Annotated in this window: 12 protein-coding genes; 11 read left to right on the plus strand and 1 reads right to left on the minus strand. The window is 60.7% G+C overall.

The genetic code is table 11. The features are described from left to right. Positions 1-353: 353 nt before the first annotated feature. Entirely contained in the window at positions 354-2,033 is a 1,680-nt protein-coding gene (locus G6034_RS05175) for a PucR family transcriptional regulator (RefSeq protein WP_246295307.1), read from the minus strand. A gap of 462 nt (positions 2,034-2,495) precedes the next feature. On the opposite strand from G6034_RS05175, the gene G6034_RS05180 reads away from it, so the two are divergent. From G6034_RS05180 to G6034_RS05235, 11 genes are all read left to right on the plus strand, one after another. Beyond that, positions 2,496-3,983, plus strand: coding sequence for an NCS1 family nucleobase:cation symporter-1 (locus G6034_RS05180; protein WP_176634023.1), 1,488 nt, complete (start codon positions 2,496-2,498; stop codon positions 3,981-3,983). Between the two features lie 101 nt (positions 3,984-4,084). After that, complete coding sequence (locus tag G6034_RS05185; RefSeq protein ID WP_176634024.1) at positions 4,085-4,933, plus strand: nitrilase-related carbon-nitrogen hydrolase; 849 nt, start codon at positions 4,085-4,087, stop codon at positions 4,931-4,933. A 35-nt stretch (positions 4,934-4,968) separates the two neighbouring features. Next, positions 4,969-6,390 (plus strand): dihydropyrimidinase, encoded by a 1,422-nt coding sequence (gene hydA / locus G6034_RS05190; RefSeq protein WP_176634025.1) that lies wholly within the window; start codon positions 4,969-4,971, stop codon positions 6,388-6,390. A gap of 13 nt (positions 6,391-6,403) precedes the next feature. Continuing rightward, positions 6,404-7,420, plus strand: coding sequence for a TIGR03842 family LLM class F420-dependent oxidoreductase (locus G6034_RS05195; protein WP_176634026.1), 1,017 nt, complete (start codon positions 6,404-6,406; stop codon positions 7,418-7,420). Between the two features lie 44 nt (positions 7,421-7,464). Continuing rightward, entirely contained in the window at positions 7,465-8,712 is a 1,248-nt protein-coding gene (locus G6034_RS05200; RefSeq protein ID WP_176634027.1) for a M20 family metallo-hydrolase, read from the plus strand. A gap of 61 nt (positions 8,713-8,773) precedes the next feature. Next, positions 8,774-9,784 (plus strand): glucose-6-phosphate dehydrogenase (coenzyme-F420), encoded by a 1,011-nt coding sequence (gene fgd / locus G6034_RS05205; RefSeq protein WP_176634028.1) that lies wholly within the window; start codon positions 8,774-8,776, stop codon positions 9,782-9,784. 42 nt (positions 9,785-9,826) lie between these two features. Next, entirely contained in the window at positions 9,827-10,849 is a 1,023-nt protein-coding gene (cofD, locus tag G6034_RS05210; RefSeq protein WP_218063585.1) for a 2-phospho-L-lactate transferase, read from the plus strand. Between the two features lie 2 nt (positions 10,850-10,851). Then, positions 10,852-11,604 carry a coenzyme F420-0:L-glutamate ligase gene (locus G6034_RS05215; protein WP_176634029.1) on the plus strand — a complete coding sequence of 251 codons (753 nt, stop codon included), beginning with the start codon at positions 10,852-10,854 and terminating at the stop codon, positions 11,602-11,604. Beyond that, positions 11,591-14,659, plus strand: coding sequence for a 7,8-didemethyl-8-hydroxy-5-deazariboflavin synthase CofG (gene cofG / locus G6034_RS05225; protein WP_246295308.1), 3,069 nt, complete (start codon positions 11,591-11,593; stop codon positions 14,657-14,659). Before G6034_RS05215 ends, cofG begins: the two co-directional genes overlap by 14 nt. Continuing rightward, entirely contained in the window at positions 14,656-15,504 is an 849-nt protein-coding gene (locus G6034_RS05230; protein WP_218063586.1) for an alpha/beta fold hydrolase, read from the plus strand. Before cofG ends, G6034_RS05230 begins: the two co-directional genes overlap by 4 nt. Then, positions 15,504-17,075, plus strand: coding sequence for a flavin-containing monooxygenase (locus tag G6034_RS05235; RefSeq protein WP_176634031.1), 1,572 nt, complete (start codon positions 15,504-15,506; stop codon positions 17,073-17,075). Before G6034_RS05230 ends, G6034_RS05235 begins: the two co-directional genes overlap by 1 nt. The last annotated feature ends 13 nt before the right edge of the window (positions 17,076-17,088 follow it).

Consider the following 17,088-nt stretch of genomic DNA (forward strand, 5'->3'; position numbering starts at 1 on the left):
AACTCCTCGCCGTCTGAGCACTAAAGAAGTCCGATGCCTGATGCTCAAAACAACCAATCGGGCCAGCGCCCGGAGCGTCTGGCGTTCTTCACCCGGAAAGTCACCCCGTTGGAATGAAGGAAGCCGACCCGGCCCCAGGGAACCGTGGCGAACCGTTGGCCGGAGATCCAAACACTGCTCGCTGTCCGTGTCACAACCGCGGAGGTCAAACCCAATAACACCATGAACAAGAACATCAAAGCACTGAATTCGGTTCCCACCCGGAAGAACTAGGGTGTCTGTCAGGTTCTGCCCGTACGGTCAACGTCCCAACAATGGTGTCCACGTTGTCCTTGGCCTTCTCTGCTGAGTGGTCAAAGGTTTCTGAGCCGGTAAAGTAGCAGCGCCACATGCAGCGATGTGCGGGATTCCGGATCGCTGAGGCTGACTCCGAGCCTTTTCTCCAGGCTGGCCAACCGAGCGTAGAGTGTTGGCCTGCTGAGGTATCCGCTTCGGGCAAGCCCGGCCTTGTTTCCGTCGCTCTCCAGATATTTTTGCAGCAGGTCCAGATCGCCGCCGTCGCCCCTGCGCAAGAGCCCGGACAGCTCTGCCTCCACAAAGGTTTGCACCCGCGGATCGCCGCGCAGTAGCGCCAGGAGACCGCGCAGGCGAATGTCGGCGAAGCGATACATCGGTCGGTCGCTCTGCCGCAGTGTGCTCGCGGTTTCGGCCACGTGGTTTGCCTCATCAATTCCAGCTCTTGCCGCAGTCAGCAGAGCCTCACGGCTTTCGCCAATGCCGACGGTCCAGCTCAGAGCGGTCAGGCTGCCGGCGGCACCATCGATCAAGGAGCGACAAAGCCGTTGCAGTATCGGATCTGCGGGCTGCCGGGCCGGTATCGCAAGCAGAATCGCGACAGAACCAGTCTGTAGGCTGGCAACAAGACCGGACATGCCCTTTGCCTGAAGAGTCTGATTGACCAGATCCAATAGACTTCTTTCCTGACGCTGCAGTACTAGTGGATCCGGTGTGTGGGGTCTGACCAGGCGGATCACGGCAGGCACATAAAGTGGCGCGGCCCGCAAGCCAAACGCCGCTGCCCGCACAAGCGCCTCAGACTCTTCCATCGAGCGACCTTGTCGAAGCTCGTGGAGCAGGCCTGCCTGAGCCTGCTGGCTAAGTTCGCGCTGGTCCCGCTCCGCCATGCGATTGATGGCCAAGGCCTGGCCGGCGCGCTCCAAAACCATATGGGCCGCAGAATCGTCCGCCAATCCTATAGGCACGACCAAGCGGCCCCACGGATGTCCGCGCAGCCCGACTGTTGATTGAAGCCAGTCCTCAGTGCCTGAACGAAGGGTCTGGTGGCGCAATGGGACGCGGCGTGACCGCCTTTCCCAATCATTCAACAGCTCCTGGGCTGGAATGCCCTCGGGGGCATAGGCGACCACTAGATGCGACAGGTCTTCCAAAACTATGGGAGCACCGATTATTTCCGCAGCCCTGGTGACGATTTCCTCCGGTGCGGCGCCGGTCAGGCTGAGTTCGGTAAAGACTTCGTGCACAAACCGTGCCTTCTCAACTTGTTCCAATTGTTCGGCAACGATCAGGCGGTGCACCACCTCTGTCACTTCCACAAAACGAACGCGCTGGGTGACCACAATGACGGGAATCCGCACATGCATTGCCGCAGAACGCAGCGCAGCGACCGCGTTTGTGCGTCCGGCCATCAACTCCACAATGACACCGGATACACCTGCCCGGTCCAACGCCCGCAGATATGCCTGGGCCCTTTCCTCCGAATCTTCGGCAGATGGTTCCTGACCGGGCGGGGGATCCAAGGCTAGGCCGGTGGTGAGGACCATTTCGCCGCCCTGCAGTAGCCCGGAGAAATCGGTGACCTCAGCGATATGGACCCAGCGGACGGGATTGTCCAACTGATCGCCGCCAGCCAGAATTTGCGGGTTTGCGACTTGGATTTCCGGCACATCCAAGATTCCCTGCACGGTGATGTTCATTGACATAGCGTAAAGGACGATGGCGTTGTCTTTACGCAATGCCTCTGTCTTGAATTCGCTGGATGGTCCACGATGGAGAAACCTCACATCCACCTCCACCTACCAGGGGATTTCATGCAGCCATCAAGAACTGGGCCGATGGCGCGTTCGCGGGTCCGGCCTGCCGCCGGCTCCAGGACATGACGAATCCGGCCACGGGTAAGGCCACCTCGCTAGTCGCGCTCACCGTCATCGAGGTCGACGCGGCTGTAGCCGGCGCTCACTCGTTCCTCCCTGCCTGGTGCGGCACCTCTCTGACTCGCTGTCTCCAAATTCTGTTCAATTTCCGCGAATCGCCCAATGCTCGCAAAGGGAGTTGGCCGTGATCAAAACGAATGAGCACGGCACCGTGCTCGACGATGCTCTCGGGGAGGTCAGCCCCAGAAAGGTGCCCGCTCTTTGCTGCTAATGCGCTGCAATTCACAACTGTATCCTTCCAACCAATGATCATCAGGAGCAATCATGGCCAGCATCCCTCCCGGCTACAGCAGCCGGTTGTACAACGAAGATATTGCCCCACGGGAGGGCGAAGGCACGTGGAAGACTTGGAATCTTTTCGCCTGGTGGATGTCCTGCTGGCACAGCCTGGCCGGATATACGATGGCCATCGGCTTGCTCGTGCTGGGCCTTACGGGCTGGCAGATGGCCCTCGGGCTCTCCCTCGGCGTGGTGGTCATCTACTTTGCAAGCAACCTGATGGGCGTCGCCGGGCAAAAAGTAGGCGTCCCTTTCCCCGTGTTTTCCCGTGCAAGCTTCGGCGTATTTGGCGCAAACATCCCCTCCTTGCTGCGCGCCTTCGTCGCCGTCGCCTGGTACGGGATCCAAACCTACCTGGCCTCGGCCGCAGTGATGCTTCTGGTCCTGAAAGTCCTGCCGGGCTCCAAGACACTGACGGAGTCGTCGTTCCTGGGGCTCTCGGCCTTGGGGTGGATCTGCTTTCTCATCCTGTGGGCGGCACAGCTCGTAGTCCTTCACCGCGGCATGGAAACAGTTCGCCGACTTTCGGACTTCGCCGGGCCGTCCATCTGGATCGCAATGATAGCTCTGGCCATCTGGACCCTCGCGCGGGCAAATTGGACGCTTGACTGGAACTATCACGTCGGCGCGGCACCGCTGAGCCTTTCATCCTCAATTGTGCCAGTCCTCTCCGCCGTATCACTGACCTGCGCGTTCATGGCGGGACCGATGCTCAACTTTGCGGACTTTACACGTTTCTCGCCGGACAAGAAGTCGGTCGTCAACGGCAACCGGCTGGGCCTGCTTCTCAACGGTGTGGCCTTTTGCGTAGTGTCCGTCGTCATAGCACTGGCCTCCGTCAAGGTCTACGGCAAAGCCGTTTCCGATCCCATCGAACTGCTCGGCGACATAGACAGTGTGACCATCCTCCTGATTGCAATTATCACCATTGGCATAGCTACCATCGGGATCAACATCATCGCGAACTTTGTTTCGCCCTCTTACGGCTTTGCGAACGTCCTGCCCAAATACATCAGCTTCCGAACGGGGGGCATCATTACGGCCCTGCTGGCCTTGTTGGTCATGCCGTGGAATCTGTATTCCAATCCCATAGTCATCAACTTGTTCATCGGAGGAGTCGGGGCGCTGATGGGGCCTATCTTTGGGATCATGATGGCGGACTACTACCTGATCAGAAAAGCCCAAGTCGATCCCCACAGCCTTTATAGCGACGCTCCCAACGGCCGTTACTTCTATAGCCGCGGAACAAACCTCAACTCCGTCATCTCGATAGCCATCTCTGGTGCCATCACGCTCTGTGTCGCGCTCATGCCCGTATTTGAGAGCCTGGCGACGTTCTCGTGGCCTATTGGAGTTGCACTCGGTGGCCTGTCTTGCCTGCTCATCAACCGCTTGCGTCCAAATGTCCATGCACGGGCAGCCGACATGCTGGCCGAAGCATCAGACCTCAACGTCGAGACGAACAAGGTCTAGACCAAAGCGCGGGGCAACCGTCCAACACAACCATCCAAGACAACGGAGCCTGGCTCGCCGTCGAAGAGACAACTCCGGCTTGGACTACCGAAAGGAAAGTAATGACAATAGTACGAGCGGCGATCACCCAGGCGATGTGGACAGGCGATAAGGAATCCATGTTGGCCAAGCATGAGGGTTATGTTCGTCTGGCGGCGGCACAAGGTGTCCAGATTATTTGCTTTCAGGAGCTTTTCCACGGGCCCTACTTCGGCATCGTCCAAGATCAAAAATACTATGACTACGCCGAAGCCATCCCCGGGCCCATCACGGAACGGTTCCAGAAACTGGCTGCGGAGCACCATATGGTCATCATTTTGCCGTTGTACGAAGAAGACCAGCCGGGGGTACTTTACAACACCGCCGCGGTCATCGATGCGGACGGGAGCTATCTGGGCAAGTATCGCAAGAACCACATCCCGCAGGTGGATCATTTTTGGGAAAAGTTTTACTTCCGCCCCGGCAATCTGGGATGGCCGGTTTTTGACACAGCAGTGGGCAAGATCGGCTTGACCATCTGCTATGACCGGCATTTTCCAGAGGGCTGGCGTGTCCTCGGGCTGGGCGGTGCACAGATTGTCTTCAACCCAAATGCCTCGAAGCCGGGCCTGTCCAATCGGCTCTGGGAACTGGAGCAACCTGCAGCCGCTGGCGCCAATGGTTACTTTGTTGCGGTGCCCAACCGGGTCGGTGCCGAAAAGCAGGAGTTCGGGGATTCGGCCGTCGACTTCTACGGCAGTTCATATTTCGTGGATCCGTTGGGTAATTTTGTCGGCGCAATGGGCAGTACCCGCAGCGAAGAGATGCTGGTTCGGGACTTGGATCTGGACCTCGTGCGCCAGACTCGAAACAACTGGCAGTTCTACCGGGACCGACGGCCGGATATCTACGATCCGATCGTCACACCATAGCCCGCCCGGCTCGAACAACAAGAGGACAAACACCTATGGCTACAAAACTCATTACCGGCGGCACGGTGGTCAGTGCCACCGGCCGCGGCAAGGCGGACGTCCTGATCGACGGTGAGACAATCGTTGCGGTTCTGGAAAGTGGTTCCGAGCTGCTCGGCACCGATCTGAAGAATTCAGTCGGTCAGGTCATCGATGCCACCGGGAAGTATGTTATTCCCGGTGGCATCGATGCCCATACACATATGCAGATGCCCTTTGGCGGCACCGAAGCCAGCGACACTTTTGAGACTGGCACCCGGGCCGCCGCGTGGGGAGGTACGACGACGATCGTCGACTTCGCAATCCAGCGCCAAGGCGAGCGTGTGATGGACGGCTTGAACGCCTGGCATGAGAAGGCATCCGGCGAGTGCGCCGTCGACTATGGCTTCCACCAGATTGTTGGGGGCGTCAACAAGGATTCGCTTCAGGCTATGCGGTCGCTGATGGATGAAGGCGTCTCGAGCTACAAGCTCTTCATGGCCTATCCCGGGGTCTTCTACAGTGACGATGCACAGATATTGAAGGCTATGCGGGTGGGGGCCGACACCGGCATGATGACCATGATGCATGCGGAGAACGGTCCCGCGATCGACGCCATGGTCGAGGAGCTGCTGGCCCAAGGCAAGACGACACCGTACTACCACGGGGTGGCACGGGCATGGCAGATGGAAGAGGAAGCCACGCACCGGGCCATCATGCTGGCCAACCTAACTGGTGCGCCCCTTTATGTGGTGCATGTTTCGGCCAAACAGGCCGTTGAGCAGGTGGCTGCTGCCCGGGACAATGGACAGAACGTTTTTGCGGAAACGTGTCCCCAGTACCTGTACCTCTCGCTGGAGGACCAGCTGGGCGCAGAAAGCTTCGAAGGCGCCAAATGGGTCTGCTCCACACCTTTGCGCTCCAAGCACGAACATCACCAGGACCATATGTGGCAGTCGCTGCGCACGAACGATGTGCAGATGGTCGCGACGGACCACTGTCCTTTCTGCATGAAGGGCCAGAAAGAGCTCGGTGTCGGCGACTTCTCCAAGATCCCCAACGGCATCGGCTCGGTGGAACACCGCATGGATCTGATGTACCAGGGAGTGGTCAACGGCAAAATTTCACTGGAGCGTTGGGTGGAAATTACCAGTACGACGCCGGCGCGGATGTTTGGCATGTACGGCAAGAAGGGCGTCATCGCACCCGGTGCGGATGCCGACGTCGTTATCTACGACCCCCGCGGCCACACGTCCATCGGACTGGACAAGACCCATCACATGAATATGGACCACTCGGCCTGGGAAGGATTCGAGATCGACGGCCACGTGGACACCGTACTATCGCGTGGACGTGTCCTCATCAACGAAAACCAGTACCTCGGCAGCAAGAACCACGGGCAATACATCCGCCGCGCACCCAGCCAGTACCTGATCTAGGAGCAACAAAACCATGGAATTCGGAGCTGTTCTCCAGTGCAACCCGCCTGCCGCTCGCACCATCGCCCTGGCCAAAAACGCCGAGGAACACGGGTTCGACTATGTCTGGACATTTGACTCGCACCTGCTTTGGCAGGAACCCTACGTGATCTACAGCCAGATCCTCGCCGAAACCCGGCGTATCAAGGTGGGACCGATGGTCACCAACCCCGCAACCCGCGATTGGACCGTGACCGCATCCGTCTATGCCACCTTGAACCAGATGTACGGCAACCGGACCGTCTGCGGGATCGGACGCGGAGACTCCGCTGTCCGGGTCAGCAACGGCGCCCCCACTACCCTCAAGGCGCTGCGCGAATCCATTCACGTGATCCGTGAACTGGCCAACTCCAGGCCTGTAGAATACAACGGCGCCACACTCCAGTTTCCCTGGAGCCAGGGCTCGGAGTTGGAGATGTGGGTGGCCGCGTATGGTCCACTGGCGCTCAAGCTCACAGGCGAAGTGGGCGACGGATTCATCCTGCAGCTGGCCGATGTGGACATCGCTGAATGGATGATCAATACCGTGCGCTCTGCCGCGGCGGCTGCGGGCCGGGATCCGATGTCCATCAAATTCTGCGTCGCCGCACCGATGTACGTCGGCAACGACTGGGAACATATGCGGGACCAGTGCCGCTGGTTCGGTGGCATGGTGGGAAACCATGTGGCCGACATCGTTGCCAAGTACGGGGATGACTCCGCGGTCCCGCAGGCACTGACCGACTACATTGCTGGACGTGAAAGTTACGACTACAACGAGCACGGACGCGCAGGAAACACCCACACGACCTTCGTTCCGGACGAAATCGTTGATCGTTTCTGCCTGCTCGGCACCTATGAGCAGCACATCGAAAAACTTGAAAAGCTCAAGGCTCTCGGCGTCACCCAGTTTGCCGGCTACCTGCAGCATGACAACAAAGAGGAAACCCTGCGCGTCTACGGCGAACACATTATTCCGGCACTGAAGGAGCAAGTGGTGGCGAAGGCATGAGCGCCGCACCATGTCCCGTCTTACCAACACTGAGGAGCACCACATTGGATATCCAAGCGTTTCTGACTGACTTCCGGCACTTGTCAACCATCGGGGCCACCGCCAACAACGGCGTGGACCGCCAGGCCGCCACCGCGGAGGACCAGCAGAGCCGGCACTGGTTCGCAGCCCGGGCAGAAGGACTGGGCTACCCCGTCAAGGTGGACGGGATCGGAAACATGTTCGCGCTACTTGAATGGACGCCTGGGGCGCCCTTCGTGCTGATCGGTTCACACTTGGACAGCCAGCCGCTGGCCGGCAGATTTGATGGCGCATACGGTGTGCTGGCAGCATTGCACGCGGCCAAGACCCTGCAGGAGGAAATAGCCGCCGACCTTTCGGCCGGAGGCGCTGCCCCACAGTTCAATCTTGCCGTGGTGAACTGGTTCAATGAGGAAGGCTCCAGATTCGCGCCGTCGATCATGGGCTCCTCGGTCTTTGCCGGCCTCATGGACCAGGAGCAGATGCTGGCCGTCAAGGATCATCAGGGCACCACAGTCCGTGAGGCACTGGATTCCATCGGCTTCCTCGGCGGCGACGAGCGGCCCGAAGTGGCAGGCTACGCCGAAATCCACATCGAACAGGGTCGTATCCTGGAGCGCGGGGGCATTACGCTGGGCGCTGTGGATCGCTCCTGGTATACCCAGAAGCTAGACATAGAGGTCCTTGGCGAACAGTCGCACACCGGGGCTACCGCGATGGCAGACCGCCATGATGCCCTGACTGCCGCTGCCAAGATCATCCTGATGGTGGAAGCGGTCACCCGGGACTACGAAGAGGAAGCGCTGGTCTCTTCGATCGGTCAGATGTTCGTTGAACCCAATTCCCCGATCGTCGTTGCCCGCAGGGTCCGCCTCGTTGCGGACTTGCGCTCCGACAGTAAGGAGATCGTGCAGGGTGCCAGGTCCACCCTCCTAGAAAAGATTGCGAACCTGGCAACGGAGCACAACATCCGCATCAACGTAGCCGACTTCGACATTCGTCCTCACCGCCACTACCCGGAGGATGGACTGGTGCTGGCCGAGAAAGTCGCAGCGGAGTTGGGCATCTCCGTCCGGCGGATCAGGACCATGGCCGGGCATGACTCGACCGCGCTGAACACCATGGCACCCACAGTCATGATGTTCATCCCGAGCGTAGACGGCGTCTCCCACTGTGAACGCGAATTCACCGAGGACAAGGACATGGTCGCCGGCCTGCAGGCACTGACGGAAGTGGCCCGCCACATGATTCAGGGCGTCCTCGAGGCGTAACCCGGCTGGTCCTGGGACCGCCGAACAACACCATGGTCACCATTTCATCGAGGAGCACTGCGTGGCAGCAACACTGAAATTGGGTTACAAAGCGTCTGCCGAGCAATTCGGACCACGGGAACTCGTGGAACTTGCCGTACATGCGGAAAACAGTGGCATGGACTCTGCCACCGTCAGCGACCACTTCCAACCCTGGCGGCATGTGGGCGGACACGCTCCCTTCGCCCTGGCCTGGATGGCGGCCGTCGGCGAACGGACCAGCAGGCTCCAACTAGGCACTTCCGTGCTCACCCCGACGTACCGTTACAACCCGGCCGTTGTGGCCCAGGCCTTCGCGACGATGGCCTGCCTGTACCCGGGACGCATCATGCTCGGCGTCGGAACGGGTGAGGCGCTCAATGAGATCGCCGCTGGCCACCTGGGAGAATGGCCCGAGTTCAAAGAGCGTTTCGCGCGGCTGCGCGAAGCACTTTCCCTGATGCGGAAGCTGTGGGGCGGCGACCGGGTCGACTTCGACGGCGAGTACTACCGGGCGAAGGCCGCTTCCATCTACGACGTTCCCGACGCCGGAGTGCCCGTCTACATTGCGGCTGGAGGTCCGGTGGTGGCGCGGTATGCCGGCAGTGCGGGGGACGGATTCATTTGCACCTCCGGCAAGGGAATGCAGCTGTACACCGAGAAGCTGCTGCCGGCCGTCGCGGAGGGAGCGGACAAGGCCGGCCGCAAATATGGCGACCTCGACCGCATGATCGAGATCAAGCTCTCCTACGATCCAGACGGTGAAGCAGCCCTTGAAAACACCCGGTTCTGGGCACCCTTGTCGCTGACCCCGGAACAGAAACACTCCGTCGGGGATTCAATGGAAATGGAGGCAGCCGCCGACAAGCTGCCGATCGAGCAGATCGCCAAACGCTGGATAGTGACCGCGGACCCCGATGAGGCCGTCGAAATGATCAAGCCCTACGTCGATGCCGGCTTCACTCACTTGGTGCTTCACGCCCCTGGCCACGACCAGCGAAGGTTCCTTGATCTCTTCGCAGCCGACCTCGAGCCACGCCTAAGGGAGCTCTAGCATGACCAACATGCGACGCACCCCCTTGGGAGGACAGCCGAAATGGTGAACATAGTTGTGCTCACGGGCGGCGTCGGCGGTGCCAAATTCCTGCTTGGCGTGAAATCCGCGCTCGGGTGGTCGCCGTTCGGTGACCGGCCGGCGTCGGCCCGGGACCATGTGGCGGCGGTCGTGAACACGGCCGATGACATCCGCCTGAACGGACTGCAGATCTGTCCGGACCTGGATTCCTGCATGTATACGCTCTCGGGCGCCTCCGATCTCGCCCGTGGATGGGGGCAGTCCGACGAGACGTGGGTGGTTTCGACCGAACTCGCAGCCTATGGCGCGGACGCGCCCTGGTTCTCCCTTGGCGACAAGGACATAGCCACCCATATTGTGCGGACCCGGATGCTGGCCGAGGGAGCACCCTTGTCGGAGGTTACCGCTGCACTTACTGAACGTCGCCGCACAGGTGTGCAGTTGCTGCCCATGACGGACGGGCGAGTCGCAACAGTCGTCGACGTCGACGAACCGGCCCTGGCGATCGGCACCGCACCCGCTCGAATTTCACTTCACTTCCAGGAATGGTGGGTCCGCTACCGGGCAACGCTTCCCCCACATAGGATCAGGGTCGACGGCGCCGAGGATTCCCGGCCAGCCCCTGAAGTTCTCGAAGCCATCGAAGCGGCCGATCTGATCCTGATTGCCCCGTCCAATCCAGTTGTTTCGATCGGTACGATCCTCAGCGTTCCGGGCATCCGGAGCGCGCTCCAAGCCGCCTCGGCCCCCATCATCGGAGTGTCGCCCATCATCGGGGGCGCGCCGCTGAGGGGATACGCGGATGTCTGCTTGGCTGCCATCAACGTGGCGTGTTCCGCAGAGGGAGTCGGAAGGCTCTATGGCGCCCGTGCCGAGGGCGGTATTTTGGACGGGTATCTGGTGGCACCTGGGGAGACGTTCAAGCTGCCGGGTGTACGCGTTGTCGAAGCACCGCTGCTGATGACAGACCCAGCTGCCACGGCGGAGATGGTCCGGCAGTGCATAGAGCTTGGTGCATTGATGGACCCAAGGGCTGGGAAGTAGTCATGCTCACAATATTCGCACTGAAGGGAATCCCTGAGATTCTTCAGGGAGACGACCTCGCAGCCATTATCGGGGATGCGGTCGGTTCGCTCCTGGACGGCGACATCATCACTGTCACGAGCAAGATTATTTCCAAAGCCGAGGGGCGCATCGTCCTCGCGGCACACCGCGAGGAGGCGATCACCCAAGAGACAGTGCGGATCGTTGCCACCAAGAAGCACCCCGGAGGGGTTACCCGCATTGTTGAAAACCGCCTTGGAATTGTCGGCGCAGCGGCGGGCGTGGACGCATCAAACACGCCCGACGGCACAGTACTGCTTCTCCCGGTGGACCCTGACGGATCGGCCGAACGGTTACGCGCGGCATTGCAGCGGCGCTTCGGCGTGCGCCTTGGCGTCATTGTCACGGACACCCTGGGCAGGGCGTGGCGCGAGGGGCAGACTGATGTCGCCATCGGCGGAAGCGGTGTTCTGTTGATCGAAGACCTGCGTGGCACACAGGACAGCCAAGGCCGGACCCTCGACGTGACCGCTCCCGCCGTCGGGGACGAAATTGCTTCTGCGGCCGAACTGGTGAAGGGAAAGAGCAACGGCCTTCCTGTCGCCGTCGTGCGCGGCCTCTCGCATCTTTTGGATCCGGATGCTGCTGGCGGGCGGGTCCTGATCCGCTCGGCGGAGGCGGACATGTTTCGGATGGGCGCCAACGAGGCTTGGGCACAGGGATTTGAGGAAGGACGCGCACATGCTGAACAGTAGGCGTCGTTTCGACGGCGGCCAGCGCCTCGCGAATGACGCGACCGCCTGGACCGTCGTCGTTCCCGTCAAAGGAACAGCTGACGCCAAATCGCGCCTGGACGCTTCGCCTGAACTGGCTACAGCCATTGCCCTGGACACCGTCAGTGCGGCACTGGCCGTCACCCGGGTCATCGTGGTCACCAGTCCGCAGGCCATGCCGATGTTCTCGAAGCTCGGCGCCGAGGTCATGCTGGATCTTGGTGGCGGGCTCAACCAGGCAATCGAAGAGGGGGTAGCTGCTGCCGGTGACAGTCCAGTAGCGGTGCTGTTGGGCGATCTTCCCAGCCTCGCGGGACCGGAGTTGGCAGCGGCGCTCAATCAGGCCGGCTCCTATCCACGCGCCATGGTTCCGGATGCCGACGGAGTTGGAACGGTTCTCATCACAGCTCAAAGGGGTTCGACCCATGAACCAGCTTTTGGCGGCCAGTCACGCCAAGCACATCTTGACGCCGGTTATGTCGAACTGTCGATCCCGCCGTCGTCCGGTCTCCGGCGCGACGTCGACACCGCAGAGCAGCTGAACCAGCTTGCCGCTTCTCTCCGCCTGGGGGAACGCACCGCCGCGGCGTCAGCGAATCCGCGTTCCACGTCCCTACCTCCCCTCGCCCACACAAAGGTGGTCATGAACGAGACTATGAATCCATCCCGCCGTTTGATCTCCGACGCCGTTTCCCGGGCGGAAGTGACCGGCATGACCGACGTAAGCGATGCGGAGATCCTGTTCTCCGCACGTGGCGACGAGCTCGAACGTCTCCTCGTTCTCGCATCCGGACTTAGAGACGAGGGACTGGCACACTCCGGCAGGCCCGGGGTCATCACCTATTCGAAGAAGGTGTTCGTCCCGATCACCAAGCTGTGCCGGGATCGCTGCCACTACTGCGTTTTCGTGGAGACTCCTTCGAAACTCGCAGCCAAGGGTGAGCCGATGTTCATGTCCCCGGAGGAGATCCTCAATGTTGCCCGGACAGGCGCTGAACTCGGATGCAAAGAAGCCTTGTTCACACTGGGAGACCGGCCCGAGGACAGATGGCCGGCAGCGCGCGAGTGGCTTGCCCGGCACGGCTACGCATCCACGCTCGAGTACATCCGGGCCATGGCCATTCGGGTTCTTGAAGAGACAGGCCTTCTGCCCCACCTCAACCCCGGGGTCTTGTCTTGGGCTGAACTCCAGCGCCTCCGGCCGGTAGCACCATCAATGGGCATGATGCTGGAGACCACCTCGGTGCGACTCTGGGCCGAAAAAGGCAGGGCCCACTACGGATCTCCCGACAAGGACCCTGCATTGCGGCTCAGGGTGCTCGACGATGCCGGGCGCTCCCGTATTCCGTTCACCACCGGCGTTCTCCTGGGCATTGGGGAAAACAACGCCGACCGTGCTGAGTCCCTGTTTGCGATCCGTGCCGTCCATGAACGCCACGGACATATCCAGGAAACGATCGTCCAGAACTTCCGTGCCAAGCAGCAAACAGCTATGCAGAACGAGTCCGATCTCGGGCTGCTGGAGTACGTGGCGGCCGTTGCGGTTACGCGGCTCGTCATGGGACCTGAAGCCAGCGTGCAGGCGCCGCCAAACCTCACCGATAAAACCGAGCTCGCGCTATTGGTCCGGGCGGGCATCGACGATTGGGGTGGGGTCAGCCCCCTCACGGCCGATCACGTCAATCCAGAACGCCCATGGCCGTACATTGACGATCTGGCCCGGCTCACCCTCGAGGCCGGCTATGAGCTCAGGGAGCGGCTTACTGTGCATCCGCAATACATCGCCGACGAAGGCACCTGGATCGACGAACGCATACAGCCCCATGTGAAGGCGCTGGCACACCCGTCATCAAGTCTCGCGATCGAGCAGGCGCCTGCATTGGGGAAACCGTGGTCGAAGGCGGCACAGCGGCCGTCAGCTCCTCCGCTCAAGGGCGACATCGCGTCGATTCTCCTCCGGGCGTCCCGAAACCCGTCCGGATTGGCCGACAGCGAGTACATTCGGCTCCTGGAAACCGACCAAATCGAGCTGGACGCACTGTGCGTGTTTGCGGACGAAGTACGGCACGACGCCGTCGGCAACGACATCACCTACGTGGTGAACCGGAACATCGACGCGGCCCTCTTCAATCCCCACCACGCCGGGCCGGCGGGAACCTCAGGGCCCACACTCTCGCTCCCAATGCTCAGGAGCCTGGTCGATGAAGCCCGTACCCTGGGCGCAAGCGAGGTATGTGTCCAGGGCGGAATGCCTGCCGAGGTGCTCGCCACCGGATATTTTGAGCTTGTGGGGGCCATCCGGGCTCAGCAGCCGGACCTCCATATCCACGCTTACCGCCCGGCGGAAATCCTCGACGGCGCGTCCCGTCTGGGCATATCGGTGCAGGAGTTTCTCCAAGCTCTGAAGGAACGGGGACTGGACTCCATCCCCGGCACGGGCGCGAGGATCCTCGATGACCGCATCCGCGGGGAGCTGAGCGGCCAGACCGACCCGCCAGTGTCCGATTGGGTGGAGGTGATCAAGACCGCCCACAGCGTCGGCCTGAAATCTACGGCAACCATGGTGTTCGGCCACATTGAATCCCCTGCCGAGCAGGTGGCGCACCTTCGCACGCTCATCTCGATCCAGGACACCAGCGGCGGCTTCACCGAGTTCATCCCCATGCCCATCCTCCCCGCGGACGTGCCGGCATCGCTGGCGGGTGTCTCCCGCCCCGGGCCGGATCTTCGCGAAATTCGGGCGGTCCACGCCGTCGCCAGGCTCATGCTGAACGGTCGTCTCGACAATGTGCAGACGGCGTGGACGAAACTTGGGCTGGCAACGAGCCAGACCGTGCTGCGGGGAGGCGCGAACGACTTCGGTGGACTGCTGCTGGACGGCACGGTGTGGCCCGAAGCAGGACCCGAAGCCAACCGAACACTCTCGGTCGCCGACGTCGAACAGATCGCCGCCGAGATGGGCCGGACAATCAGGCAGCGAACCACGGACTACGGATCGGTTCTGCCCCTTGCTGGTGCAGCCCAGGCGCGCTCATGAATGGCTTCTGTGCGAATGAAACCATGTCCCTGGACGTAGATGGTGCCAAGGTGACGTGCCATCTTGGCGGCGCCGATCGGGAGGACTTGGATCCTGTCGTCCTGATTCACGGGATCGGTGGCAGCACGGCAGCGGATTTCGGCTTCATCTTTCCAATGCTCGCCCGCCACGGTCGCGTCATGTCAGTGGATTTCTGCCTTCCGGCACTCGGTGAACACGAGACCTTACGGCTCGAGCACGTGGCCAGGCAGGTCCGCGTTGCAATCGATGAAGTGTTGCCGGGCAGACAGGTCAGCATGGTCGGATACTCACTGGGGGCTGTCATCGCCGCAGCCGTTGCCGCATCACACCCGGCTCCCGGACGGCTTGTCCTAGTGTCCGGGTGGTTGAAGGCAGGCGCCAGCCACCGGATATTCAATGACCTCTGGCAACGGCTGCGTATCCTGGGGCCCACGGTTTTGAGCCGGTTCGCGAGGTTCTCTGCGCTGGGGACTTCGTTCCTCAACAGCAGCCCGTTGGAAGAACTTGAGGCAATGTCCCCGTTCAGCCCCGGTTTGTTCACAGACGCCCAGATTCGTCTGGCCGCGACGGTCGATCTCAGCGAAACCGCCGCACGTATCTGCATCCCGACACTGGTGATCGGATGCTCCAACGACACGATCGCAGGCCGTGAGCAGGCCGAGGCCCTTGTCGGAGCCATCCCGGACGCCAGCTACGCCGAAGTTGAAAGCGGTCACGCGGTGGTTCTCGAACGGCCCGCTGAGTTGTTCAGTCTCATCGATGGATTCCTTTCCAGGCCACAGCGACAACTATCCGGATCCAACCGACAGGAGGCTGGTGCCTGATGCCCAACGCGCTGACGATCCGGCGGCCTCATCCCATTGATCTTCCGGTGGTGGAAGTGGAAATCGTGATTGTCGGGGCCGGTTTCGGTGGTTTGGGGATGGGCATTCAACTGCTGCGCCAAGGAATCACATCTTTTGTCATTCTCGAACGAGCTGACGACGTCGGCGGAACTTGGCGCGACAATGTTTACCCAGGTGTAGCATGCGATGTCCCCTCTCACTTGTACTCTTACTCCTTCCGTCCCAAACTAGACTGGTCCCACTTTTACGCGCGAGGCGCGGAGATCCACGACTACCTTCGGGAATGTGTCCAGGAAGAGGGATTGAGGCCGCATCTTCGTATGCGCGCCGAGGCCTTGGAGATGAACTGGGACGACAGCAGCCTGCGGTGGCAGGTCCGAACTCCACAGGCCATTTACAGATGCGAGATGCTTGTAGTCTCTGCCGGCCGGCTCTCAGAGCCGCGCATTCCCGACATTCAGGGGCTAGAATCCTTCCCGGGACCGATCTTCCATTCCTCACGGTGGGATGAACACGCGGAACTGGCGGGAAAGTGCATCGGCGTGGTTGGTACCGGAGCTTCAGCAGTGCAGCTCGTGCCGCATCTCGCCGCCGTCGCGGAAGGCTTGGTGTTGTTTCAACGAAGCGCACCGTACGTGGTGCCCAGGTCAAACCGCAGCTACAGCGAAGCCGAGAAGCGCACCTTCCTACGACTCCCTGATTCCGCTGCCAGGTTGCGCTCACGGCTCTTCTGGAAGGCTGAAGCCGGATTCGCGGCCAGGGCAGAATCTCCAGAGCACATCGGGCGTCTGCGTGCTCAGGCCGTAGAACATCTTGAGCGGCAAATCGCCGATCCGGTCCTGCGCGCCCAGCTGGCCCCGGACTACTCAATAGGTTGCAAGCGGGTCTTATTGTCAGATGATTTCTACCCTTCACTTTCATCGCCCGGCGTCGTCCTTGAACCGTCCCCCCTCGAACGTATCAATGGCAGAACGGCCATAGCCGCAAACGGCGCCGAACATGACATTGATGTCTTGGTCCTCGCCACGGGATTCCAGGCGACAACGCCTCCGTTTGCCGAAAGAATCATGGGCAGCGCGGGGTTGAGGCTCTCAGAGCGGTGGAAAAATGGAATGGTTTCCTATGCATCAACCTCCGTCAGCGGTTTTCCCAATATGTTCATCATCAACGGTCCAAATGCCAGTCTCGGGCATAACTCTGCCATATTCATGATTGAGGTTCAGGTCCGATACATACTCAAAGCCATCGAATACCTACACTCGACGCCTTACCGAATGCTCGACGTCGACCGAGATGCAGAAGTCAAGTACGTTTTGGAACTTGACCATGTGGGCGCTGCCACGGTTTGGACACAAGGAGGATGCGATAGCTGGTATATCGATCCAGGGAGCCGTCGGCTAACCCTAATTTGGCCAGATTTCGCTTATGAATTTCAAAATCGCCTCAGCCAGTTCACACCGGCGGACTATCGGTTTAGATCCTTCGGCGATGCAGACAATTCGGCGCATCACGACGGCCCACTCCACATATACCGTACAGAAGTTCAGTAGTGCCCCGTAGAGC

The sequence above is a fragment of the Arthrobacter wenxiniae genome (assembly GCF_013376105.1).
In the GTDB taxonomy this organism is placed as follows: Bacteria; Actinomycetota; Actinomycetes; order Actinomycetales; family Micrococcaceae; genus Specibacter; species Specibacter wenxiniae.

Excerpts from the sequence above, each read along its gene's own strand:
- G6034_RS05195 (WP_176634026.1), top strand. The coding sequence starts at position 6,404 with ATGGAATTCGGAGCTGTTCTCCAGTGCAACCCGCCTGCCGCTCGCACC.
- G6034_RS05230 (WP_218063586.1), top strand. The coding sequence starts at position 14,656 with ATGAATGGCTTCTGTGCGAATGAAACCATGTCCCTGGACGTAGATGGT.
- cofG (WP_246295308.1), top strand. The coding sequence starts at position 11,591 with ATGCTGAACAGTAGGCGTCGTTTCGACGGCGGCCAGCGCCTCGCGAAT.
- G6034_RS05215 (WP_176634029.1), top strand. The coding sequence starts at position 10,852 with ATGCTCACAATATTCGCACTGAAGGGAATCCCTGAGATTCTTCAGGGA.
- G6034_RS05185 (WP_176634024.1), top strand. The coding sequence starts at position 4,085 with ATGACAATAGTACGAGCGGCGATCACCCAGGCGATGTGGACAGGCGAT.
- hydA (WP_176634025.1), top strand. The coding sequence starts at position 4,969 with ATGGCTACAAAACTCATTACCGGCGGCACGGTGGTCAGTGCCACCGGC.
- G6034_RS05235 (WP_176634031.1), top strand. The coding sequence starts at position 15,504 with ATGCCCAACGCGCTGACGATCCGGCGGCCTCATCCCATTGATCTTCCG.
- G6034_RS05180 (WP_176634023.1), top strand. The coding sequence starts at position 2,496 with ATGGCCAGCATCCCTCCCGGCTACAGCAGCCGGTTGTACAACGAAGAT.
- cofD (WP_218063585.1), top strand. The coding sequence starts at position 9,827 with ATGGTGAACATAGTTGTGCTCACGGGCGGCGTCGGCGGTGCCAAATTC.